This window comes from Micromonospora rosaria, from assembly GCF_001567585.1.
GTDB lineage: Bacteria > Actinomycetota > Actinomycetes > Mycobacteriales > Micromonosporaceae > Micromonospora > Micromonospora rosaria.
Genome location: NZ_LRQV01000029.1, coordinates 1 through 22,572, shown reverse-complemented (window position 1 = coordinate 22,572; position 22,572 = coordinate 1). Strand labels below are relative to the sequence as shown.

The following is a 22,572-nucleotide window of genomic DNA, read 5'->3' as shown; positions in this document are numbered from 1 at the left end:
CCTGCTATCCGGAAAGCGATAAGAAGGGGCCCTTCCTTGCACGTCAGGCCTCCATGACGCGCTGCATGGCGGTGCGGCAGCGGCGGGCGGTGCGCAGGTACTCGTCGAGGAACTCGCCGGGGTCGTCGCGGCCGAGGACACGGGTCACCCCGGCCAACTCCACGCCGTGCCGGGGAAGCTGGTCACCGGCCCGGCCCCGGACCAGCATCAGCGCGTTGCGGACCTGGGCGGCCATGGTCCAGCCGGCGGCCATCGCCTCGGCGTCGGCCTCGTCGACCAGGCCGGCGTCCCGGGCCGCGCCGAGCGCGTCGAGGGTACGGGTGCCGCGCAGCGCCGGGTCCGCCCCGGCGTGCCGCAGTTGGAGCAACTGCACCGCCCACTCGACGTCGGCGAGCCCGCCCCGGCCCAGCTTGGTGTGGGTGGCCGGGTCGGCGCCCCGGGGCAGCCGCTCGTGCTCCACCCGCGCCTTGATCCGCCGGATCTCGGTCACCTGCTCGCGGGTCAGCCCCCGGTCCGGGTAGCGCACCGGGTCGACCATCTGCTCGAACTCGGTGCCCAGGTCGGCGTCGCCGCAGACGAACCGGGCGCGCAGCAGCGCCTGCGCCTCCCACGTCTTCGACCAGCGGGAGTAGTAGGACGAGTACGCGGCGAGGCTGCGTACCAGCGGGCCCTGCCGGCCCTCGGGGCGCAGGTCGGCGTCGACGCCGAGCGCCGGATCGGGGGCGGGCATGCTGAGCAGCCGGCGCAGTTCCTCGGCGATGGCGTGGGCGGCGGCGCTGGCCGTGCTCTCCGCCACCCCCTCCGGCGGGTCGTAGACGAAGAGCACGTCGGCGTCGGAGAGGTAGTTCGACTCGTACCCGCCGAGCCGGCCCATGCCGATCACCGCGAAACGCAGGCCGGGCGGGCCCGGCTGGGCGGCGCGGGCGATCCGCAGCGCGGCCGTGAGGGTGGCGTCGGTGACCGCGGCGAGGGCGCTGCCGGCGGTGACGATGTCGGCGAGCGCGGCCGGTCGGCGCGCGGCCCCCTCGCTGCGCGGCGGCCGGGGGGCGATCCCGTCGGCCCGGCTGAGCACGTCGGCGCAGGCCAGCCGGACCAGTTCCCGCCGGCGCAGGGCGCGGACCGCGTGGGTGGCCTGGACCGGGTCGGTGTGCCGGGCGGCGGCGGCGACGAAGCCGTCGCAGAGCGCCTCCCGGGTACGCGGGGCCAGTTCGCTCTCCTCGGCGAGCAGCCGCAGCGCCTCCGGCTCGCGGGAGAGCAGGTCGGTGGCGTACCGGGACAGCGACAGCACCCGGGCCAGCCGCCGGGCCACCGGCCCGGAGTCGCGCAGCAGGCGCAGGTACCAGGGGGTGCTGCCGAGCTTGTCGGAGACCTGCCGGTAGTTGAGCAGGCCCCGGTCCGGCTCGGGGGCGTCGGCGAACTCGCCGAGCAGCACCGGCAGCAGGGTCCGTTGGATGGCGGCGGTCCGGCTCACCCCGCCGGTCAGCCGCTCCAGGTGGCGCAGCGCGCCGGCCGGGTCGGCGAACCCGAGGACCTCCAACCGGGTACGGGCCGCCTCCGGGGTCAGCCGCAGCCCGTCGGCGGGTACCCGGGCCACCGCCTCCAGCAGCGGCCGGTACAGCAGTTTGGCGTGCAGCCGGCGTACCTCGGTGGCGTGCGCGACCCAGTCGGCGCGGAACGCCTCGACGGCGCTGCGCCCGCCGGTGGCGGTGTAGTCGAGCGCGGCGGCCAGCCAGCGCAGCCCCGCCGGGTCGGTCGGCACGGTGTGCGTCCGGCGCAGCCCCTGCAACTGGAGCCGGTGCTCCACCGTGCGCAGGAAGCGGTACCCGCGCAGCAGCCCCTCGCCGTCGGCGCGACCGACGTAGCCGCCGCCGACCAGCGCGCGCAGCGCCGGGACGGTCCCGGTCACCCGCAGCTTCTCGTCGCCCCGGCCGTGCACCAGTTGCAGCAGTTGGACGGCGAACTCGATGTCGCGCAGCCCGCCCGGCCCGCGCTTGATCTCGCGTTCCTGCTCCCCGGGCGGGATGTTCTCGATGATCTTCTTGCGCATCGAGCGGACGTCCTCGACCGCCTCGGGCCGTTCGGCGGCCCGCCAGACCAGCGGGGCGAGCGCGTCCAGCCACTCCCGGGCCAGCGCCAGGTCACCGGCGGCCGGGCGGGCCTTGAGCAGGGCCTGGAACTCCCAGGTCCGCGCCCAGCGCTGGTAGTACGCCAAGTGGCTGGCGAGGGTCCGGACCAGCGGCCCCCGGTTGCCCTCGGGGCGCAGCGCGGCGTCGACCGGCCAGGCCACCAGCCCGCAGATGTGGATCAGGCGGGTGGCGACGGTGGTGCCGGCGGTCAGGTCGGCGTCGTCGGCGGCGACGAAGATGACGTCCACGTCGGAGACGTAGTTCAGCTCGTCCCCGCCGCACTTGCCCATCGCCACCACGGCCAGCCGGGGCCGGGGCGTCCCCTCGGGCAGCTCGTCCACCGCGATCTCGTAGGCGGCGGCGAGGGTCGCGTCGGCGAGCGCGGAGAGCGCCGCCATGGTCTGCTCCAGTCCGCGCCCACCGGTCAGGTCGGCCGCCGCGATCCGCAGCAGCGCCAGCCGGTACGCGGTGCGCAGCGCGGCGATCCGTGGGCCGCTGCCGGTCGGGCCGCCCCGCCGGTGCCCCCGCACCCGGGGCCGTTCCTGCCCGACGCCCGCCCCTGCGCCGTTGCCGGTCGCCGGCCCGCCGGCCGGGTTCGGGGCCAGCGCCGGCCCGCCGGCCGGAGGGAGGTGGAGGCGGCCGTCGGCCAGCGGGGCGAGCCCGTCGGCGGCGGTGGCCAGGGTGTGCCACTGGTCGGGGTTGGCGACCAGGTGGTCGCCGAGCGCCGACGAGGCACCGAGCACCGCGACGACCCGGCGACGCAAGCCGGCGTCCTCGCGCAGCGCGGCGAGGAGCGCCGACGGCGCCTCGGGAGCGGTCCGGCGCTCGGACTCGACGATCCGGTGGAGCTGGCGCAGGGCGAGGTCGGGATCGGCGGCCCGGGACAGGGCGGACAGCAGGGTCGCCGCCGCCTCGTCGACCGGTTCCTGGCCCTCGGGCCGCCAGAGGCCCAGCCCGTCCGGGCCGAGCAGGTCGGCGGCGCGGGTGACGTCCTCGCCCTCGGCGGTGCCGAAGCCGTACCGGGCGAGTCGGGTGCTGGTCGGTCTGCTCATCGCCGGCTCAGTGCCCGAGCAGCGGCAGGGTGGGCCGGACGGTGGCGTCGGTCAGCTCGCCGAGGGCCAGCGCGGCGAACCGGGCGGCGAACGGCTGCCACACCTCCTCGACGTCGACCATCACCGCCTCGCAGGCGGCCACCACCAGCTCGGGGTCGTACCCGAGGTCGGCCAGCAGGGCGGCGTCGGCGGCGCACCACTGCGCGATCATCGCCGGGTCGCACTCGACGTGGAACTGGAGCCCCCAGGCCCGGTCACCGAGGCGGAAGGCCTGGTGCGGGTAGCGGGTGGAGGCGGCCAGCAGGGTCGCCGCCCGGGGCAGCTCGGTGATCTCGTCGACGTGCCACTGGAAGACGTCGGGGATCAACGGCACGTACCGGAACAGCGGGTCACCGTCGGCCGCGTCCCGCTTGCCGACCACCCCGGGGCCGACCTCCGGGCCGGCGGGACTGCGCTCGACCAGCCCGGCGTGGGCGGTCGCCAGCAGTTGCGCGCCCAGACAGATGCCGAGGGTCGGCACCCGGTGCCGCACCGCCTTGCGCAGCAGCCCCTCGACGGCCGGGAACCAGGGTGCCCCCGGGGTGCCGTCGGCGGCCGGGTACGCGTGCTGGTCCCCGCCGAGCACCACCAAGGCCACGTACCCGGACAGGTCGGCCGGCAGGTCGTCCCCGGCGTGCGGGCGCAGCACCCGCAGTTCGAGCCCGGCCTCGGTCAGCCACTCCCCCAGCCGACGGAGGTCGTCGGACGCATCGTTCTCGATCACCAGCGCGGTTCCCACGACGTCGAGGCTATCGGGTCCCGCCCCACCCCCTCGGCCCGCGTTGGGTGGTAAGGAAGGGCCCCCTGTTAACGCCTGGGGTAGAGAAGGGTTCCCCTCTCACCCCGCCGGGCTGGGCGCACCCGCCCGGCTGGGGCGGCGGGATCCGGTCGGCCCGGCTGATCGGCGGGACTAGGCTCGGCCGCTGTGAGCCCGGACCACGCCCCCACGACCGCGAACGACCCGGTCGCCGCCGGCCACCCCGTCGACGGTGCCGCCGACCCCGCCGACCATCCGGCCGGCGCCGGTGGCGGGCCCGTCGACGTCGCGGTACGGCCGCCCGCGCTGCGTCCCGGCGATGCGGTGATGCTGGTCTCCCCCTCCGGGCCCACCCGCCCCGAACGGGTCGCCCGGGGCATCGAACTGCTCACCGGTTGGGGGCTGCGCCCGGTCCTCGCCCCGCACGTCTACGCCCGGCACGGATACCTGGCCGGTACGGACGACCTGCGGGCCGCCGACCTGAACGCCGCCTTCGCCGACCCCGGGATCCGTGGGGTGATCTGCACCCGGGGCGGGTACGGCGCCCAGCGGATCGTCGACGCGATCGACATGGCCGCCGTCCGGCGGGACCCGAAGGTGGTGGCCGGTTTCTCCGACATCACCGCGCTGCAACTGGCGCTGTGGCGGGGCGCCCGGCTGGCGACGGTGCACGGGCCCGGGGCGGCCTGGCTGGACGAGCGGACCCCGCTGCGCTCGGCGGAGTCGCTGCACGCCGCGCTGACCACCACCGCACCGGTGACCCTCACCGCCGATCCCGACGCCGAGACCGGAACGGTACGGGTACCCGGTCGGGCCACCGGCCCCCTGCTCGGCGGCAACCTCTGCCTGCTCGCCGCCACCGTCGGCACCCCGGACATGCCGGACCTGACCGGGGCGGTGCTGGTGGTCGAGGACGTGCAGGAGCCGCCGTACAAGGTCGACCGGATGCTCACCCACCTGCGTCGCGCGGGCGCGCTGACCGGCCTGGCCGGGGTGGCCGTCGGCCAGTTCACCCACTGCGCCGACGGCTGGGCCACCACGGTCGCCGACGTGCTCACCGAACGCCTCGGCGACCTGGGCGTACCGGTCCTGGGCGGCCTGCCCGTCGGCCACGGCACCAAGCAGCTCACCGTCCCCCTCGGCACCCCCGCCACCCTCGACACCACCACCGCCACCCTCACCGTCGCCTCCGCCGTTCGCTGACGGCACTCTCGGCGCACCCGCCCCACCGGTTCGGCCCCGGTGGAACTTTCAGCTGGGTGACAGGGTCGGCACGGGTCCCGCCCAGCCTGGCCGGTCACGGTGGGTCGGTCCGAACATCACCATGAGTTGGAGGACCGCATGTCCCGCACCATGTCGAAGAAGCAGTTCCTCGCCGGCCTGGCCGCGGCCGGCGTGCTCGGAGTGGGTCTCGCGGCCCCGGCGGTGGCCGCCGCCGGGGACGACACCGGCACCCCGTCCCCGAGCGCCAGCGCCAGCGCCGGTACCGATCGTGAGCAGCGGCACGCCGAGCGGCAGGCGGAGTTCGCCGAGTCCCTCGCCACGGAGCTGGGGGTGGACACCGAGAAGGTGACCTCGGCGCTGGAGAAGCTGCGCGAGCAGCGCGCGGCCGACCGCCCCGAGCGCCCGGAGCGGGGCGAGCGTGGTGACTGGCGGGGCGGGGACGCCGCCGACCGGCAGGCGAAGCTGACCGAGCGGCTCGACCAGGCGGTCGAGGACGGCAAGCTGACCCAGGAGCAGGCGGACGCGATCGTCAAGGCCGTCGAGTCCGGGGTCTTCCCGGGCGGTGGCTGGGGCCCGGGTCGCGGCGGCCCGCACGGCGCCGGCGAGGGTTCGACCGGCAAGTGACCCGGCCGGGCCCCGCCGTACCGTCCGGCCGCCGCGCGCGACGACCGGACGGTCCCCTCGGCGGGGCCCGACCGACCGGTGCCGTCCGTCCCGGTGAGATCCGGGACGGACGGCGCGTCGGTCACGCCGGCCGGTGGCGGGGTTCACCCCCGGCCAGGGATCGGCGGCCACCCCGGGTGCGAGCCGACGAGCAGGCCGCACCCGGGCCGGCGGTCACCTCAGGTACGGGCCGTCCGTGCCGATCTTGCCGGGCGCGGGGTTGCCGGGCAGGTCCAGGACGTACACCCGCAGGTTGCCCTTGCCGCTGACCGAGGCGGTGAGGGTGCCGTTGGTGACGGTCCGCACGTCACCGGTCACCGCGTCGCGGTACGTGCCGTTCGGGATGCCGTTGAACGTCGCGCCACCGGAGACGGTGACCAGGGCGAAGCTGTCCACCCCGCCGGCGGTGTACCGGCGCTTGTACGCCATGCCGCCGGTGATCCCCTCGGTGGAGTACTGCCCCTTCTGCAGGGCGGGGATCGCCCGGCGGATCCGGTTGAGCCGCTGCACGTGCTTGACCAGCGGCTTGTCCAGGGTGCGGGCCACCTCCCCGGTGGCCTGGCCGACCACCCCGAAGTCGGTGGCGGTGACGGTGCCGGCGAGGTGGTCGCCGTAGTACGCCCGGCCGGTGGTGGCCAGCGGGCAGCTCGGCCCGCAGTCGATCCGCGCCCCCTTCTGGAACTCGATCTCGGAGCCGTAGTAGAGCGTCGGGACGCCCCGGAACGTCCACATCAGGCTCATGTTCTCCGCCCAGGCGTCGGTGCCTCCGGTGTACCGGGTCCCGGACTTGTTCGGCCCGTAGTCGTGGCTGTCGACGTACACCACGTTGTACGTGGCGTCGTTGTAGCTGTCGTCGGAGTCCCTGCCGTTGCCGTAGGCGTTGCCGGCGTCGGAGAAGTTCATGTGCATCCGCATGTCGATGACGTTCATGCCGGAGAACTTCGAGTGGTCGGGAGCGTGGTAGCTGTTGCCACGCAGGAAGGCGTTGTCGCTGGTGGGCTGCCCGCTGGGGCCGAGCAGTTGCTCGTAGTCGTACTGCTCGATGGCGGCGCGCACGTCGTCGGCGCTGTACTCCTTGCGCTCCTTCCAGGTGAAGAACTGCGCGGAGTGGTTGACCGAGCCCCGGTTCCACTTGTCGTTGACGAAGGCGGCCACCTCGCCGAAGACGTAGAAGTCCTTGCCCTTCTCGCCGTGCCGGGCCACCGCGTGCTGCTGGATGGCGGGCAGGAAGCGCCGGTTCCAGGTGACCCGGGGGATGTGCACGGCGGTGTCGACCCGGAAGCCGTCCACCCCCATGTCGATGAACTTGTTGTACACGTCGATCAGGTACTGCTGCACCCGCTCGTTCTCGGTGTTGAAGTCGGCCAGGTCCTCGTGCAGCCAGCAACTGCGCGAGTCCTCGCCCTCCCAGTTGCCGATCCAGCACTGGTGGTACAGGTCGGCGGGGAAGAGCTTGCTGGTCGGGACCGGCCACTGGCAGTGGTACAGGGTGTAGCCCTCCTGGCTGCGCCCGCCGGTGGGGGTGCCCCAGTTCAGGCACTGGTTGCCGGCCGGCGGGGTGGACGACCACAGGTCACCGTTGTACGGCCGCCCCTTGGCCTGGGCGTTCTGCGCCGGGGTGAGGTTCGGGTCGGTGCCCTGGTGCTCCTCCAACGGGTTGTACTCCCGGCCGGCCTGCGGCTGGTCGTAGTACCACTTCCACTGGTCGTCGCGGGTGCCGTACACGGTGGGGGTGAACAGGCCCTTGGCCCCCCAGCGGGAGCTGTGGTTGTAGACCACGTCCTGGAAGATCTTGATGCCCTTGGCGTGCGCGGCGTTGATCAGGTCCTGGTAGCTGGCGCCGGGGCTCTCCAGGCGCGGGTCGACCCGGTGGAAGTCCCAGCCGTGGTACCCGTGGAAGTCGTAGTCGGAGCGGTTGAGCACCACCGGCGTGATCCAGAGCGCGGAGAAGCCCAGCGCCTTGACGTAGTCGAGCTTGTCGATCAGGCCCTTGAAGTCGCCCCGGAACATCGGGTCGTCGTTGGCCGCGTTGCCGGATTTCACGTGCTGGCTGCCGCCCCGGTTGTTGCCCGCGTCCCCGTCGGCGAAGCGCGCGGTCATCACGAAGTAGATGCTGTCCTCGCGCGGGTCGCCGCCGAGCGGGGAGCCGCCCACCGCCGGCCGGGTCCCGGTGGTCGCGGTGGCGGGGGCGCTCGCCGCCGACCAGTTGCCGGCCGCGTCGCGGGCCCGCACCCGCCAGGTGTACGCCGTGTCCGGGGCGAGGTCGTACGCCACGTACCGGGTGGCGGTGCTGGTGACGGTGACCGAGCCGCCGCTGCCGCCGGTCCGGGTCACCTCGTACCCGGTGACCGCCCGGTCGTCGGTCGACGCGGTCCAGGACAGCGTCACCGACAACCCGGCGGCGGTGGCGGTGAGCCCGGCCGGCACCGAGGGCGCGGTGGTGTCCGGTGCCTGCGTCGCGCACGGGTCGGCGGCGTTGGCGGTGACCGTGCCGCCGGAGACCGTGCTGCGCCCGGTACCGAGGGTGTAGTCGGCCCCGTTGTTGTTGTCCCAGGCCCCGGCGTTGTTGAACGCGGCGGTGAGGCCGGTCGCGCTGCCCAGGTCGACGGTCCGGCGGACCCAGCCGGCGCAGGCTGCCTCCATGGCCACCCCGGGGACGGGGGTCCAGGCGCCGCCGGTCGGCCGGTAGTGGATGTTCGCGGCGGACCAGCCCCGGGTGGTGGTGAGCCGGTAGTACACCTCCGCGCGGGCTCCCTGCGGTGACGGGCTGGTGGTGGGCGTCGGGGACGGCGTGCCGGTGGCGCACGGGTTCCCGGTGCCGGTCCGCCCGGCGGCGACGGTGACCGTGCCGGTGCCGAGCCGGTAGTTGGCCCCGTTGTTGTTGTCCCAGACGCCGGCGCCGTTGGTGAAGACGACCTGGAGCCCGCCGGCCGTGCCGAGGTCGACGGTCCGGCGCCGCCAGCCGGCGCAGGCGCTCTCCATGGCGACGCCGGGCACGGCCGTCCAGGCCGCGCCGTCGACGCCGTAGTGGATGTTGACCGAACTCCCCCAGGCCGCCGGGGGTTGGTAGTAGACGGTGACGGTGTTGGCCGCGACCGCTGCGGTGAGGGGCAGCAGGCCGGCGGCCAGGCCGGTGACGAGCGCGAGCGCTCCCCACCGGCGACGGAGGGTGGTGGTGGTCCGTCTCATGGTGGCTCTCCTGACAGCCGCGCCCGCAGCAGCGGGCGCAAGACACTGAAGGCGCTGCAAGAAGTTGCAGACGCGGTGCCAGGAAGTTACCAGCTTGGATACGCCGAAACCAGGGGTTCATCCGATCAGGAAGGGGAGCACCTTGCGGAAGCCCACGGAAATGGCCGGCAGCCACGGAAATGTCTTGCAGAGTTGACGCTCGTCAGCGGACGTCCGGGGCAGCCGACCAGCGACCCACCCCCGTTCTCGTCGGGCCGCCGGCCGGCCCCCGGCCATCCCGCCGTGGGCGCTCAGGCGGGGGACGCGAAGACGCCGAACTCGTTGCCGGTCGGATCCGCCAGCCGGGCGTGGACCAGGCCGCTCGGCGCGGTGACCGGGGGCCGGACCACCCGGCCCCCGGCCGACTCGGCCCGTCGGCAGGCGTCAGCCACGTTTGGGACCTGGACGTAGAAGACCGCGTAGCCGGGGACGCCGTCGTCGGTGGCCCGGATCGCTCCGCCGACCCCGGCCGGCCCGCCGGCACCGGTCACCCGGTACGAGCCGCCGTCGACCGTGCCCTGCTCCTCGAAGGACCAGCCGAACAGCCCGCCGTAGAAGCCTTCCGCCTCGTCCGGCCGGTCGGTGCCGACCTCGAACCAGGTCACCGGTGCCGTGGACATGTGCCGCCTCCCGCGCCTCCGCGACCGGCCCCAGTGGCCGGCGTGGTCGACACCCAGCCTCGACCCCCGCCCCGACACCGTCCTGTCGGTGTTTCCTCAGGACGTGACGGCGGACGACGAACGGTCCGCCACCGACCGCAGCCGCGCGACGAGGTCGGGCCGCCGGTCCCCGTACCGCTCCCGGAAGCGCGCCGCCTCGGCGGGCGAGACCCGCTCCCTCGGCAGCCCCTGCTCGTGCAGCCGGACCACCACCTCGGCGGCGAGCTCGTCGAACCAGTCCGGCCCGCCACCCTCCCGGAGGTACCCCTCGTGGACCAGGTCGGCCAGGACCACGTCGGACACGCTGTCCCGGCCGAGGGCGGTGAGGAGACACCGGAGCCCGCCCCGGCGGGCCTGCGGGGTGAGCAGGCTGAACCGGGTGGTGTGCAGCACCTCGACCACCAGCCCGGGATCGGCGTCCTGGTCCTCCGCCAGCCGGTCGAGCAGCAACGTCACGTGCTGCGCCGCGACGTGCTCCCGCCCGGTGGCCCGCAGCGTCGCGGCGATCGCAGCGCACCGCAGGTACACCGTCGCGCGGTCCTCGGCGGTGGTGTGGCGCACCGGCAGGAGCCAGAGGTCGAGCAGGGTGTGCGCGGCCGAGGTCAGCCCGCCCGAGCCGGGGTCGACGAGGTCCCCCAGCGCCGACGGCAGGTGGGTGGTCAGCGGGGCGAGCGCGTGCCGGGCGGTGTCGTCGGCCACCCCGCACTCCAGGTGCACGCCCCGGGCCAGCCGCGCAGCGAGGTCGCGGACGGTGGCCACGGCCACCGGGTGCGGTTCCCGGCCCGGGTCCGGCCCGGCGGGCGGGCGGCGGTCGTACGTCCAGGCCAGGTCGACCGGCGGGACGGTGAAGGAGCCGTCGTCGCGGGAGACCACCACGTAGCGCCCCCGCTCGTCGCGGCAGCGCTCCAGGGCGAGCCAGTCGACGAGGCTCTGCCAGCCCTCCGTGCCGAGCTGCGAGCGCCAGAACCGCACCTGCACCCGCCACGACTCGACCACCTCCGTGGTGTCCGGGTACAGGCTCCGGGCGGAGACCTCGCCGGCCGCGCAGATGGTGAGCAGCAGCAGGTTGGCGCGGTACGCGGCCTGCCGGGCGGTGACCGGCAGGACCCGGGGCCGGTACCCGTCGTACCGCCGGCCGCCGGTCAGCGCCGGGACCTGCCGGTACAGGCGCAGGAGCACCCGCGCCCAGGCGGCCCGCCGCGCGTCGCCGCCGGTGGCCAGCGACTCGGCCAGGAAGCCGAGCACCGGCGCGCGGGTGGTCAGCACCGCGTACGACAGCAGCGCGTACGCCAGGTCGTCGGCGGGGGCCTCGGAGCCGCCGAGACTGCTGGCGGTCTCCCGGGCCACCACGTCGTCGACCACCGTGGCGGTGAACCGGGCGACCAGGTACTCGCCGAAGGTGGCGTGCAGGAACTCGTACGTCTCCCGCTGGTCGCCCCCGACGGAGGCCCGTGCCCGGTGGACGAAGAAGAACCGGCCCAGCAGCAGCTCGGCCGCGCGCAGCGGGGGCCGCAGCCCGGCCCGGTCGGCCGGGGGCCCGCCGCCGATTGGCAACGCCGCCAGGTCGGCCTCCAGCTCCGCCCCGGTGACCTGTTGGGCCCGCCGGTTGAACATGGCGAACGCCACCACCGCCAGCCGCCGCAGCTCCGCCTCGACCGCGTCGTCCCGCTCCCGCTGCGGCAGCCCGACCCGCCGCTTGGTCACCTCGCGGGTGACGAACCGGCGCAGCAGCCGCTCGTACAACTCGCCCCGGCGCAACCGGCCGGCGGTGCGCAGCGCGTTGCCCTCGGCGTCGTACAGGGCCAGCATCAGCAGCAGCAGCGGCTGCCCGGCCAGCTCCGGGTGGGCCAGCACCGCCGCCGGCTCCAGCGGCGCCACCCCGACCTGCTGGAACGCCTCGCGGTTGGTCCGGTTCCAGGTGTGCACCCAGGCGTGCACCCGTCCCTCGTCGAAGGGCTCGATCCGGGCCGCCACCGTGCCCGGTGGCGACTGGGCCCGGTCGGCGACGCTGGTCCGGCTGGTGACCAGCACCGCGACCGGCCGCCCCTGGGCGGCCTCGCGCCGCTGGAAGGCGGCCACCCGCAGCAGGTAGTCGGTCTGGCTCACGCCGGTCGCCTGGAGCAGCTCGTCGAAGCCGTCCAGCAGCACGACCGGCATCGCGTCCCCGGCCGACCGGACCAGCGCCGGCCAGTCGACCCGCTCCCCGGTGTCCTGGCGGACCGCCTGCTCGATCTGGTCCTGCACCTCACCCTCGGCGGGCACGTCACGCAGCACCACCCGCACCACCAGGAAGTCGGCGGCCGGCAACTGGGCGGCGAGCACCCGGGTCAGCACCGACTTGCCCGAGCCGGGCTGGCCGAGCACCAGCAGCGGGGCCCGGACCGCGCCGGGCGCGGTGAGGTGCACGACGAGCGACTGCCACAGGTCGTCGCGCAGCGGCTGCCCGTCCCACCAGGACTCGTCACTGGGGCGCGCGCCCGGGGTCAGCTCGACGATGCGGCACAGCGGCGGTACGTACGCCGCGCCGAGCGGCGGCACCCGCAGCCCGGCCGGGACGTCGTCCCCGGCGGCGATGATCGGCCGCCCCAGCTCCGCGCCGTACGCGGCGGCGAGCGCGGCGCGCAGGTGCTCCGCCGGCGCCCCGGTGGAGATCTCCCGCAGGAGCCGGCGCATCTCGTCCAGCCCGGTGCCCAGCGCCTGGACCTGCGCCCGGGTGGCCTCGTGCTCGTGCAGCCCGATCCAGAAGCCCACCTCGGGGAAGTCCACGGCGAGCCGGGCCAGCAGCTCCCGGTGCCGCTCGGCGGCCAGTTCGGGAAGCTGGCCCAGCGCCTGCCCGGTGCGGCGGCGCTCGCCGTCGGTGGCCTCGTCCCAGACGCTCAGGCCGTGCAGGAACCGGCCGAGCCGGTCGGCCAGGTCGGTGTGGAAGGCGGTCACCGCCGCCCGGAACCGCGGGTACGGCAGGTGCGGGCCGGGCGTGGGGGCCGCCGTGGCGAACAGCGCCCCGGTGAACGCCGCCGGGTCGACCGGCCCCGCCCCGGCCAGGGAGAGCTTCTCCGCCGCGGTGATCCGGGCGCGGGCCGCATCCACGGGCAGCTCGATGCCGTCCAGCGCCTCGAAGAAGGCGGTCACCACGAGGACCGCGTGGGCCGCCGCCAACCGCTGGGTGCGCCCGTACCGGGACAGCCCGGAGCGCTGCTCGGCGACCCCGCGTACCAGGTCGTGACCGAGCCGGACCAGCTCGGCCTTGGCGTCGAAGATGCCCAGCGCGTCCCCGACCCCGGCCGCCGAGGCGCCCAGCAGGGTCCAGCCGGTCACCCGGTCGGCCCAGTCGACGAACCTGCTCCTCCCGCCGCCGAGCAACCGGACCGCGTCGGCGTAGCTGAGCGTGTCGGACACCGGATTCCTCCCCCGGAGAACGGTGGACCCATCATGATCACCGATGGCTCACGTCGACGCCACCCGATTCGGCAGCGGGCCCGCCGACTGGTCAGACCAGGCTGAGCGAGCGCAGGTGCCCCGGCGGGATGCCCAGGTCCGCCCCGCGCAGCTCCCGGGTCACCGGCTCGTCCAGCGTCGTCACCTCGCGGATCCGGTCGGTGCGGAAACAGCGCGGGGCGGAGCGCAGCCGGCACCAGGTGACCAGGTACCAGTGGATCGGGTTGCCGAGGTAGCCGACGGGCTCGACGTCGCGGACCGAGACCGTCCCGTGCTGGTCGGCGTACCCGATCCGCAGCACCCGGCCGGCGGTGACCGCGTCGGCGACGACGGCCGGGACGGGCCCGGCCGGCCCGCCGCCGATCAGGTGCACCCGGGCGGCCAGCCGGTGGGCCCCGGCCGCGTCGGTGGCCGGCATGACCGCCAGCAGCTTGCGCAGCGCGGTGGCCCCGGCGGCGGCGAACGGGCCGCCGCCGAGCCGGTGCAGCGCGACGGCCATCGCCACCGCCTCGGCGGCGGTGAGGTTGACCGGCGGCAGGGTGTGCGCGCGGTCGACGACGTACCCGCCGGTGCGCCCCGGCTCGGCCCAGATCGGCACCCCGGCCTGCTGCAACGCGCCGATGTCGCGCTCGATGGTGCGGGAGCTGACCTCGAAGCGCCCGGCGAGCCACCGGGCGCTGCGCGGCCGGGGCGACACCGCCCGCAACTCCTCCACCAGGGCGTAGAGACGGTCCGTCCGGTTCACCCCGGGGACGCTACGCCACGGCTGCGACACCGAAGGTCTAGGCGATGCAGGCGCAGACGATCAGGGCGGCCCCGAAGTGGGTGGCGGCGCTGACCTTCGCCGCCGGGTGGGTCTCGTCGGCGGCGATGATCTGCCCCAGCCGACCCGGGGTGAGCAGGTCCAGCACGACGAAGGCCAGCGCCATGATGCCCAGCCCGATCAGCCCGAAGATGACCGTCGAGGCGAGCCCCTTGGCGAAGTCGTGGTAGCTGGTGAGGATCGCGGTGAAGACGATCCCGGCGATGCCGAGCTGGTTGGCGGCGAGCAGCAGGGCCGCGTTCCCGTTACGGCGTACCCAGATCAGCTCCCGCAGCCGGCCGGGGGTGAGCAGGTCGACCAGGCCGAAACCGGCGGCCATCAGCGCCACCCCGACGACCCCGAACACCACGCTCTGCCAGGCTCCGCTGAGCAGGTCCTCCAGCACCGACTGCCTCCCGACCACCGACGGCCGGCGGGGGTGCCGGCACGGGTGACCGAGACGATAGCCCCACCGTGCCAGCCCCGGCAGCCCCGAGGGTCACAGGGACAGGTACCGCTGCCGCTCGTACGGGGTGACCTCGCGGCGGTACTGCTCCCACTCGGCGCGCTTGTTGCGCAGGAAGAAGTCGAAGACGTGCTCGCCGAGCACCTCGGCGATCAGTTCGGAGCCGGCCATCACGTCGATCGCCTCGGCGAGGTTCTCCGGCAGCGCCTCGTACCCCATCGCCTTGCGCTCGGCGGCGGTCAGCGACCAGACGTCGTCCTCGGCCCCCGGGGGCAGCTCGTAGCCCTCCTCGATGCCCTTGAGGCCGGCCCCGAGCAGCACCGCAAAGGCCAGGTACGGGTTGGTCGCCGAGTCCAGCGAGCGGACCTCCACCCGGGCCGAGTTCGGCTTGCCGTACGCCGGCACCCGAACCAGCGCGGACCGGTTGAGGTGACCCCAGCAGACGTACGCCGGGCTCTCGGTGATCCGGTCCGGCAGCGCCTGCGGGAAGAGCCGCTTGTACGAGTTGACCCACTGGTTGGTGACGGCGGTGTACTCCCGGGCGTGCATGAGCAGCCCGGCGATGAACGACTTCGCCACCTTCGACAGCTTCATCGGGTCACCGGCGTCGTGGAACGCGTTGCGTTCCCCCTCGAACAGCGACAGGTGGGTGTGCATGCCGCTGCCGGGCTGGTCGGTGAAGGGCTTCGGCATGAAGGTGGCCTGCACGCCGGTGGAGAGCGCTACCTCCTTGACCACGTGCCGGAAGGTCATGATGTTGTCGGCGGTGGTCAGCGCGTCGGCGTAGCGCAGGTCGATCTCCTGCTGGCCGGGGGCGACCTCGTGGTGGCTGAACTCCACCGAGATGCCGATCCGCTCCAGCGCCAGCACCGCCTGCCGGCGGAAGTCGCGGGCCACCGCGTGGGTGGTGTGCTCGAAGTAGCCGCCGGTGTCCACCGGGACCGGCACCGCGCCGTCCAGCGGGCCGTTCTCCAGCAGGAAGAACTCGATCTCGGGGTGGGTGTAGAAGGTGAACCCCTTGTCGGCGGCCTTGGAGAGCATCCGGCGCAGCACGTGCCGGGGGTCGGCCCAGGACGGGCCGCCGTCGGGGAGCAGGATGTCGCAGAACATCCGGGCGCTCTCGCCGCTGACCCCGCCCTCGAAGGGGAAGACCTGGAAGGTGGTCGGGTCGGGCATGGCGACCATGTCCGACTCGAAGACCCGGGCGAAGCCCTCGATCGCCGAGCCGTCGAAGCCGATCCCCTCGTCGAAGGCCGCCTCCAGCTCGGCGGGAGCCACCGAGACGCTCTTGAGCGTGCCCAGCACGTCCGTGAACCACAGCCGGACGAACCGGATGTCGCGCTCTTCCAGCGTGCGGAGGACGAACTCCTGCTGACGGTCCACTTCCACTCCTCGCGACACTGTTGTCCGCCACCGGCCTGGTCGAGGCGACCTGACCGCCCAGTCTCCATTGACCCCGTTACGCAGACGTTACGCGACCCTTCGGCGCGGCGTCCCGGGGTGTCCCACGCCCACCGGTACCGCCCGGCCGACGTGTCGGGGCCACCCTACTGGGGCAAGATGAGGTCATGCCCACCCTGCGTCTCGCACTCTGCCAGGTCAACCCGGCCGTTGGCGATCTTGCCGGTAACGCCGACCTGATCCGTTCCTGGACCCGCCGCGCCGCCGACGCCGGCGCGCACCTCGTCGCGTTCCCGGAGATGGTGCTGACCGGGTACCCGGTGGAGGACCTGGTCTTCCGCCGGTCGTTCGTGGCGGCGTCGCAGGCCGCCCTGCGCCGCCTCGCCACCGACCTCGCCGCGGACGGCCTGGGCGAGGTCGCGGTCGTCGTCGGGTACCTGGACGCCGACGGCCCGCCGCAGGTCAGCGGGGACGCCGAGCCGGGGCGGGGGGCGCGCAACGCCGCCGCGCTGCTGCACGGCGGCACGGTGGCGACCACCTACTTCAAGCACCACCTGCCCAACTACGGCGTCTTCGACGAGGACCGCTACTTCGTCTCCGGGGACACCCTCAGCGTGGCCCGGGTCGGCGGGGTGGACGTGGCCCTGACCATCTGCGAGGACCTGTGGCAGGCCGGCGGCCCGTTCGCGGTGGCCCGCGCCGCCGGGGTCGGGCTGGTGGTCAACATCAACGGCTCGCCGTACGAGCTGAACAAGGACGACGTCCGGCTGCCGCTGGTGCGCCGCCGGGCCGCCGAGGCCGGGGCGACCATCGCGTACGTGAACATGATCGGCGGCCAGGACGAGCTGGTCTTCGAGGGCGACTCGATGATCGTCACGCCGGACGGGACCCTGCTCACCCGGGCCCCGCAGTTCGTCGAGCACCTGGTCGTGCAGGACGTGGAGCTGCCGGCGGCGAGCGGGCCGGCGACCACCGACGGCGAGCTGCCCGACGGGATGCGGGTGACCCGGGTCACGGTCAGCGAGGAGCTGCCCGCCCCGACCGGCCCGGCCGCCCGGGGCGAGATCATCGAGCCGGTGGCCGACGAGGCGGAGGTGTGGCAGGCCCTGGTGCTGGGCCTGCGCGACTACGTCGACAAGAACCGCTTCCCCTCGGTGGTGCTCGGCCTCTCCGGCGGCATCGACTCGGCGGTGGTCGCCGCCCTGGCGGTGGACGCGCTCGGCCCGCAGCGGGTGGTCGGGGTGTCGATGCCCAGCCAGCACTCCTCGGAGCACTCCCGGGAGGACGCGGCCGAGCTGGCCAAGCGCACCGGGCTGGACTTCCGGGTGGAGCCGATCCAGCCGATGGTGGACACCTTCCTGGCCAACATGTCGCTGTCCGGGGTGGCGGTGGAGAACCTCCAGGCCCGGGTCCGGGGCGTGATCCTGATGGCGCTGTCGAACCAGGAGAGCCCGCTGGTCCTCACCACCGGCAACAAGAGCGAGCTGGCGGTGGGCTACTCCACCCTGTACGGCGACTCCGTCGGCGGGTTCAACCCGATCAAGGACGTGTGGAAGACGCTGGTCTGGCGACTGGCGAAGTGGCGCAACGCCGAGGCCACCCGGCGCGGGGACACCCCGCCGATCCCGGAGAACTCGATCGGCAAGCCGCCCAGCGCCGAGCTGAGCCCCGGGCAGCTCGACAGCGACACCCTGCCCGACTACGACGTGCTCGACCCGATCCTGATCGGGTACGTCGACGGCGACCTGGGCCGGGACGGGCTGGTCGAGTCCGGCCACGACCCGGCGGTGGTGGACAAGGTCCTGCGGATGGTGGACACCGCCGAGTACAAGCGCCGCCAGTCCGCCCCCGGCACGAAGATCTCGATGAAGGCCTTCGGCCGGGACCGGCGGCTGCCGATCACCAACCGGTGGCGCGAACGCGGCTGAGTGACATCCTCCACTGCCGCCTGTCACCGTCGCGCCGACGGTGTGACGATGACGGCGGAGCCCGGGGACCGCGCCAGCGGCCTCGAGGAAGGAGACAGTCATGGTGGAGTCCACGCCGACCGGCCTGACGCCGGACGGTTCCGCGTCGACCGCCCCGGCGGAGGTGACCGCCCTCTACGGGGGGCCGGTCACCCGCCGGGTCCGTACCCGCGACCTGCTCGCCGCCAAGGAGCGCGGCGAGCGCTGGCCCATGCTCACCTCGTACGACCAGTACACGGCGTCGATCTTCGACTCGGCCGGGGTGCCGGTGCTGCTGGTGGGCGACTCGGCGGCGAACAACGTCTTCGGCTACGACACGACGGTGCCGGTCACCGCCGACGAGCTGTTGCCGCTGGTCCGGGCGGTGGTCCGGGCCACCCGGCACGCGCTGGTCGTCGGTGACCTGCCGTTCGGCTCGTACGAGGAGGGCCCGACGCAGGCGCTGCGCACCGCCGTCCGGTTCATGAAGGAGGGCGGCTGCCACGCCGTCAAGCTGGAGGGCGGTCGCCGGTACGTGGAGCAGGTCGCCGCGATCACCGGAGCCGGCATCCCGGTGATGGCGCACGTCGGGTTCACCCCGCAACGGGAGCACACCATCGGCGGCTACCGGGTGCAGGGGCGCGGCGACGCCGCCGAGGAGGTGCTCGCCGACGCGCGGGCGGTCGCCGAGGCGGGCGCGTTCGCGGTGGTGCTGGAGATGGTGCCGGGCGAGGTGGCGAAGCGGGTCACCGCCGAGCTGGAGATCCCGACCGTCGGCATCGGCGCCGGCCCCGACACCGACGCGCAGGTGCTGGTCTGGCAGGACATGGCCGGTCTGCGTACCGGGAAGGCCCCGCGCTTCGTGAAGCGCTACGCCGACCTGGCGGGCGCCCTGTCCCAGGCGGCGCGCACCTTCGCCGACGAGGTACGCGGCGGCGGGTTCCCGGCGGCCGAACACACCTTCTGAGCCGCCCGGCCGGCGGCCCCGGCCGTCCGGGGCCGCCGGCCGGCCAGCCGTGCGGACGGGGCAACCGGACCGCGCCGCATCGGATAGGGTCCGCACCCGTGAAACGAATGCGCAGTTTTGTTCTGGTGTTTTCCTGTGTCTCCCTGCTGGCCCTCACCGCCTGCGGTGGCGAGGAGGACGCGACCCCGGCCGCAGCCGGCACCACCACCCCGGCCACCTCCGCCGCCCCGGCCACTTCCGCCGCCGCTCCATCCTCGGCCCCGGCGGCCGACTCGAAGAGCGACAAGGAGGTCTGCGAGGCGGCGCAGAAGGCCGCCACCGAGAGCACCGAGGCCCTCGTCAAGACCGCGATGGCCGGTACGGAGCCAGCCCCGGAGAAGGTCAAGGAGTTGCTGACCGGCATGTCGGAGAAGCTGTCCGAGGCGATGGCCGGTGGCAAGCCCGACAGCGCGGTGGTCACCGCCCTCACGGCCGTCACCACGCAGATCGACAAGGCGGCGGCCGCCAGCGATCCCCTGTCGGCCATGGACACCCCGACCAACGAGAAGGCGGGCAAGGACTTCACGGCCGCGTGCAAGAAGGTCGGCGTCACCGTCAACTTCTGACGGCCGGCCCATCAGGTGCGGCCCCGGACAGGACGGACGGCGGGGCCGCACCGTGGGCGGGACGGGTTTGCCGCCCGTTCAGGGGCCCTTCGACCGTCCTTCATGGAATCCGATATCGTTCCCGCCCGTGATTCGATTCCGTGCTTTTCCCGTCGCCCTTGCCTGCGCCACCCTTCTGACCCTCACCGCCTGCGGCGGCGAGGACACCTCGGACTCGGCCGCCCCGGCCGCCACCTCCTCCTCGGCCGCCCCGGCCGCCGCGACCCCGGCCGCGCAGACCGTGAGCGACAAGGAGCTCTGCGAGGCCGTGCAGCGGACCAGCGCCGAGATGCGGGACAAGCTGACGGCGGCGGTGACCAAGGCCGCGACCGACGAGAGCGCGCTGACGACGGCGACCAAGGAGATCATGACCGAGCTGGAGCAGAAGCTCTCCGCCCTGGTCCCCACGGGCGGCGCGGACAGCGAGGTCGCCCCGGCCCTGAAGGTGGTCGCCGCCGACCTCGGCAAGACCGCCAAGGCGGCGGACCCGGCGGCGGTCGCCGACGACCCGGCCGCGGAGAAGGCCGGCAAGGACCTCGACGCCGCCTGTAAGAAGCACGGCGTCACCGTCAGCCTCTGACGACCGGTTCCACCGGACGCGGCCCCGTCGGCATGCCGGCGGGGCCGCAACGTGCACACCCGGCCCCGGCCGGGCCGGACCACCCGCCGACGCGGGTGACTCAGCCGGGCCGGACCACCCGCCGGCGCGGGTGACTCAGAGGTCGGTGACCCGGATCCCGGCGTGGGTCTTGTACCGCTTGTTGATGGCGATCAGGTTGGCGGTGAACGCCTCGATCTGGTGGGCGTTGCGCAGCCGGCCCGCGTACACCCCGCGCATGCCGGGAATCCGGGCGGCGAGCGCCCCGACCACCCCGACCAGGTCCCGTTCCTCGGTGCAGATGAGCACGTCCAGCTCGATCCGGTCGATCGTCGGGTCGGCCAGCAGCGGCGCGCTGACGTGGTTGAACGCGGCGCAGACCCGGGAGTCGGGCAGCAGCGCGGCGGCCTGCTGCACGGCGCTGCCCTCGGCGACGGTGAGCGCGTACGGGCCCTGCTTGTCGAAGCCGAGCGGGTTCACGCAGTCGACGACGATCTTGCCGGCGAGCGGCTCGGCCAGGGCGGCCACGGTGGCGGCGTGCCCGTCCCACGGCACCGCGACGATCACGACGTCGCTGCGCCGGGCCACCTCGACGTTGTCGCCGCCGTCGACCCCGGCACCGGCCGGCACCCCGGGCAGGGCGGCGATCTCCCGCGCCGCCTCGACGGCCCGCTCGGCGGACCGGGACCCGATCAGGACGGTCTGCCCCGCGCGGGCGAACCGGTAGGCCAGCCCCCGCCCCTGGTCGCCGGTCCCGCCGATGATGCCGACGGTCAGCCCGGACACGTCGGGCAGCGTGCTCGCGTCATATGCCATCCGGACATCCTCGCAAAACCCACCCCACCCCGGCACCCACCCCGCCCGCCCCCGCGCGATCCCTGCCCCCGCTTCCCGCGTCCCCCGCCCTCGCCCTCGCCCTCGCGATCTTGCACTTTGGATCCACGACAATTCCGTTATGCCCCCTTTGCCTGGGCGGCAACTGCAAGATCGCGGGGGCACCGGGGCACCGGGGCACCGGGGCACCGGGGCGCGGGGTACCGGGGGCGGGCGGGGCAGTGGGGCGGGTCAGGGGTGGGTGAAGAGGGTGGTGCGGGTGGTGGGGTCGGCGGTGACCAGGCGTACCCGGATGCGGTCGCCGAGCGGCAGCTCACCGGTGCAGCGGGCGCGGACCGGCGGGTCGTCCAGCGCCACGGTGCCGCCGGGGCGGCGACCGGGTCGCCCGTTCGACGGGGCGGTGACGTCCAGGACCGCCGCGTCGAAGGTTTCCCCCACCCGGTGTTCGAGCAGGACCGCCTCGGCCAGCTCGATCGCGCCCCGGCTGGCGGCGCCGGCGGCGCGGTCGGTCGACGCCATCACCTCGGGCAGCCGGGGCAGGGCCGCCCGGACGTGGTCGGGCACCGGGCGGCCGGCGTGCAGGGCCAGGCAGACCTCGGTGGCGTACCGGTCGGCCAGCCGCCGCAGCGGCGCGGTGACGTGGGCGTACGCGGCGGCCACCCCGCCGTGTTCGGGCTGCTCCGGCCGTTCCCCGTCGAAGGCGGTGTACGCGGCGCCGCGCATCAGCTCGGCCGCCTGGTCGATGAAGGCGGCGGCCCGGGGCTGGGCGGGGTCCAGCCCGGCCAGCACCTCCCCCACCGCCGTGCCCTCCGGCCAGGCCACGCCCAGCGGGGCGGCGGCGGCGCGGAGCCGCTGCACCGCCTCGGGCCTGGGCGGGGGCATCGTCCGCACCAGCCCGATCCGGCCGGCGAGCATCACCTCGGCGGCGGCCATCCCGGTGAGCAGGGAGATCTGCGCGTTGTGCTCCTCCATCGGCACCGGTGCCCGCAGGACCAGCCGCCAGCCGTCCCCGTCGGGCTCGACGTCCTGCTCGGGCAGGGGCAGGTTGATCGCGCCCCGGCGCAGGCCACGGGCGGTCAGCAGGGTGCCCAGCTCCGGTAGGAGGGCGATCGGCTCGGGCAGCCGACCGGCGTCGGCGGCGGCCTGCACCCCGGGGTAGTCGAGTTGGGCGCGGCTGCGGACCCGGGCGCGGGCCAGCTCGACCGCGACGGTGCCGCCGTCGGCGTCGAGGTCGATTGTCCACACCACGGCGGCCCGGTCGACGTCGGGCAGCAGGCTCGCCGCGCCCTCGCTGAGGGTGTGCGGGTGCAGCGGTACGTTCCCGTCCGGCAGGTACACGGTCTGCCCCCGCCGCCAGGTCTCCTCCTCCAGCGCGCCGCCGGGCCGGACGTGGGCGGCCACGTCGGCGATCGCGTACCGCACCCGGTAGCCGCCGCCGGGCCGGCGGCTGAGGTGCATCGCCTGGTCGAGGTCGCGGGACCCGACCGGGTCGAGGGTGACGAACGGTACGTCGGTCCGGTCGTCGATCCCGGTGGGCAGCGGCGCGGCGGCGGCCTCGTCGGCCTCCCGTTGCGCGGCGGACGGAAACTCCTCGGGCAGCCCCAGTTCGCGCCGGAGCGCGCCGAAGTCGATGCGGGGTGCCAGTACCCGTCGGATGACCACGGACCAATCCTGGCAGCGCCGGGCGTGATCCGCCTACCCGGACGTGGGCGGAACACATCGCGGGGGGCG

The 22,572-nt window shown here is 74.5% G+C and carries 16 protein-coding genes; 6 read left to right on the top strand and 10 right to left on the bottom strand.

Translation table 11 applies throughout. The features are described from left to right. Positions 1-43: 43 nt before the first annotated feature. On the bottom strand, positions 44-3,178 hold the full coding sequence (locus AWW66_RS10860) for a bifunctional [glutamine synthetase] adenylyltransferase/[glutamine synthetase]-adenylyl-L-tyrosine phosphorylase (RefSeq protein ID WP_067363662.1): 3,135 nt from the start codon (positions 3,176-3,178) through the stop codon (positions 44-46). A gap of 7 nt (positions 3,179-3,185) precedes the next feature. Further along, a complete protein-coding gene (locus AWW66_RS10855; RefSeq protein WP_067363659.1) occupies positions 3,186-3,956 on the bottom strand; it encodes a type 1 glutamine amidotransferase in 771 nt (256 codons plus the stop codon). 345 nt (positions 3,957-4,301) lie between these two features. Between AWW66_RS10855 and AWW66_RS10850 the strand changes: the two genes are divergently transcribed. Together AWW66_RS10850 and AWW66_RS10845 are read left to right on the top strand one after the other, a co-directional pair. After that, a complete protein-coding gene (locus AWW66_RS10850) occupies positions 4,302-5,177 on the top strand; it encodes a S66 peptidase family protein (protein ID WP_067363761.1) in 876 nt (291 codons plus the stop codon). A gap of 138 nt (positions 5,178-5,315) precedes the next feature. Further along, positions 5,316-5,822 carry a hypothetical protein gene (locus AWW66_RS10845; RefSeq protein ID WP_067363656.1) on the top strand — a complete coding sequence of 169 codons (507 nt, stop codon included), beginning with the start codon at positions 5,316-5,318 and terminating at the stop codon, positions 5,820-5,822. A 213-nt stretch (positions 5,823-6,035) separates the two neighbouring features. On the opposite strand, the gene AWW66_RS10840 is transcribed toward AWW66_RS10845, so the two are convergent. The 6 genes from AWW66_RS10840 to glnA all read right to left on the bottom strand — a co-directional run bounded on the left by AWW66_RS10840 (position 6,036) and on the right by glnA (position 15,834). Further along, positions 6,036-9,050 (bottom strand): carbohydrate binding domain-containing protein, encoded by a 3,015-nt coding sequence (locus AWW66_RS10840; RefSeq protein ID WP_067363653.1) that lies wholly within the window; start codon positions 9,048-9,050, stop codon positions 6,036-6,038. A gap of 290 nt (positions 9,051-9,340) precedes the next feature. Beyond that, positions 9,341-9,709 (bottom strand): VOC family protein, encoded by a 369-nt coding sequence (locus AWW66_RS10835; protein ID WP_067363650.1) that lies wholly within the window; start codon positions 9,707-9,709, stop codon positions 9,341-9,343. A gap of 96 nt (positions 9,710-9,805) precedes the next feature. After that, entirely contained in the window at positions 9,806-13,144 is a 3,339-nt protein-coding gene (locus AWW66_RS35960) for an NACHT domain-containing protein (RefSeq protein WP_067363647.1), read from the bottom strand. 91 nt (positions 13,145-13,235) lie between these two features. Then, a complete protein-coding gene (locus AWW66_RS10825; RefSeq protein ID WP_067363644.1) occupies positions 13,236-13,928 on the bottom strand; it encodes a helix-turn-helix transcriptional regulator in 693 nt (230 codons plus the stop codon). 37 nt (positions 13,929-13,965) lie between these two features. Next, on the bottom strand, positions 13,966-14,391 hold the full coding sequence (locus tag AWW66_RS10820) for a DUF350 domain-containing protein (RefSeq protein ID WP_067363641.1): 426 nt from the start codon (positions 14,389-14,391) through the stop codon (positions 13,966-13,968). 93 nt (positions 14,392-14,484) lie between these two features. Further along, positions 14,485-15,834 (bottom strand): type I glutamate--ammonia ligase, encoded by a 1,350-nt coding sequence (glnA, locus tag AWW66_RS10815; protein WP_067363638.1) that lies wholly within the window; start codon positions 15,832-15,834, stop codon positions 14,485-14,487. Between the two features lie 185 nt (positions 15,835-16,019). Here glnA and AWW66_RS10810 point away from each other — a divergent pair, with 185 nt between their 5' ends. The 4 genes from AWW66_RS10810 to AWW66_RS10795 all read left to right on the top strand — a co-directional run bounded on the left by AWW66_RS10810 (position 16,020) and on the right by AWW66_RS10795 (position 19,989). Then, positions 16,020-17,780, top strand: coding sequence for an NAD+ synthase (locus tag AWW66_RS10810; RefSeq protein ID WP_067363635.1), 1,761 nt, complete (start codon positions 16,020-16,022; stop codon positions 17,778-17,780). 100 nt (positions 17,781-17,880) lie between these two features. Further along, complete coding sequence (panB, locus tag AWW66_RS10805; protein WP_067363632.1) at positions 17,881-18,765, top strand: 3-methyl-2-oxobutanoate hydroxymethyltransferase; 885 nt, start codon at positions 17,881-17,883, stop codon at positions 18,763-18,765. 107 nt (positions 18,766-18,872) lie between these two features. Next, complete coding sequence (locus AWW66_RS10800; RefSeq protein ID WP_067363629.1) at positions 18,873-19,370, top strand: hypothetical protein; 498 nt, start codon at positions 18,873-18,875, stop codon at positions 19,368-19,370. A gap of 127 nt (positions 19,371-19,497) precedes the next feature. Then, positions 19,498-19,989, top strand: a complete 492-nt coding sequence (locus AWW66_RS10795) for a hypothetical protein (protein ID WP_067363626.1) — start codon at positions 19,498-19,500, stop codon at positions 19,987-19,989. Between the two features lie 135 nt (positions 19,990-20,124). On the opposite strand, the gene npdG is transcribed toward AWW66_RS10795, so the two are convergent. Both npdG and AWW66_RS10785 read right to left on the bottom strand, forming a co-directional pair. Further along, positions 20,125-20,823, bottom strand: a complete 699-nt coding sequence (gene npdG / locus AWW66_RS10790; RefSeq protein WP_067363623.1) for an NADPH-dependent F420 reductase — start codon at positions 20,821-20,823, stop codon at positions 20,125-20,127. Between the two features lie 249 nt (positions 20,824-21,072). Continuing rightward, positions 21,073-22,503, bottom strand: a complete 1,431-nt coding sequence (locus tag AWW66_RS10785) for an RNB domain-containing ribonuclease (RefSeq protein WP_067363620.1) — start codon at positions 22,501-22,503, stop codon at positions 21,073-21,075. Positions 22,504-22,572 lie beyond the last annotated feature (69 nt).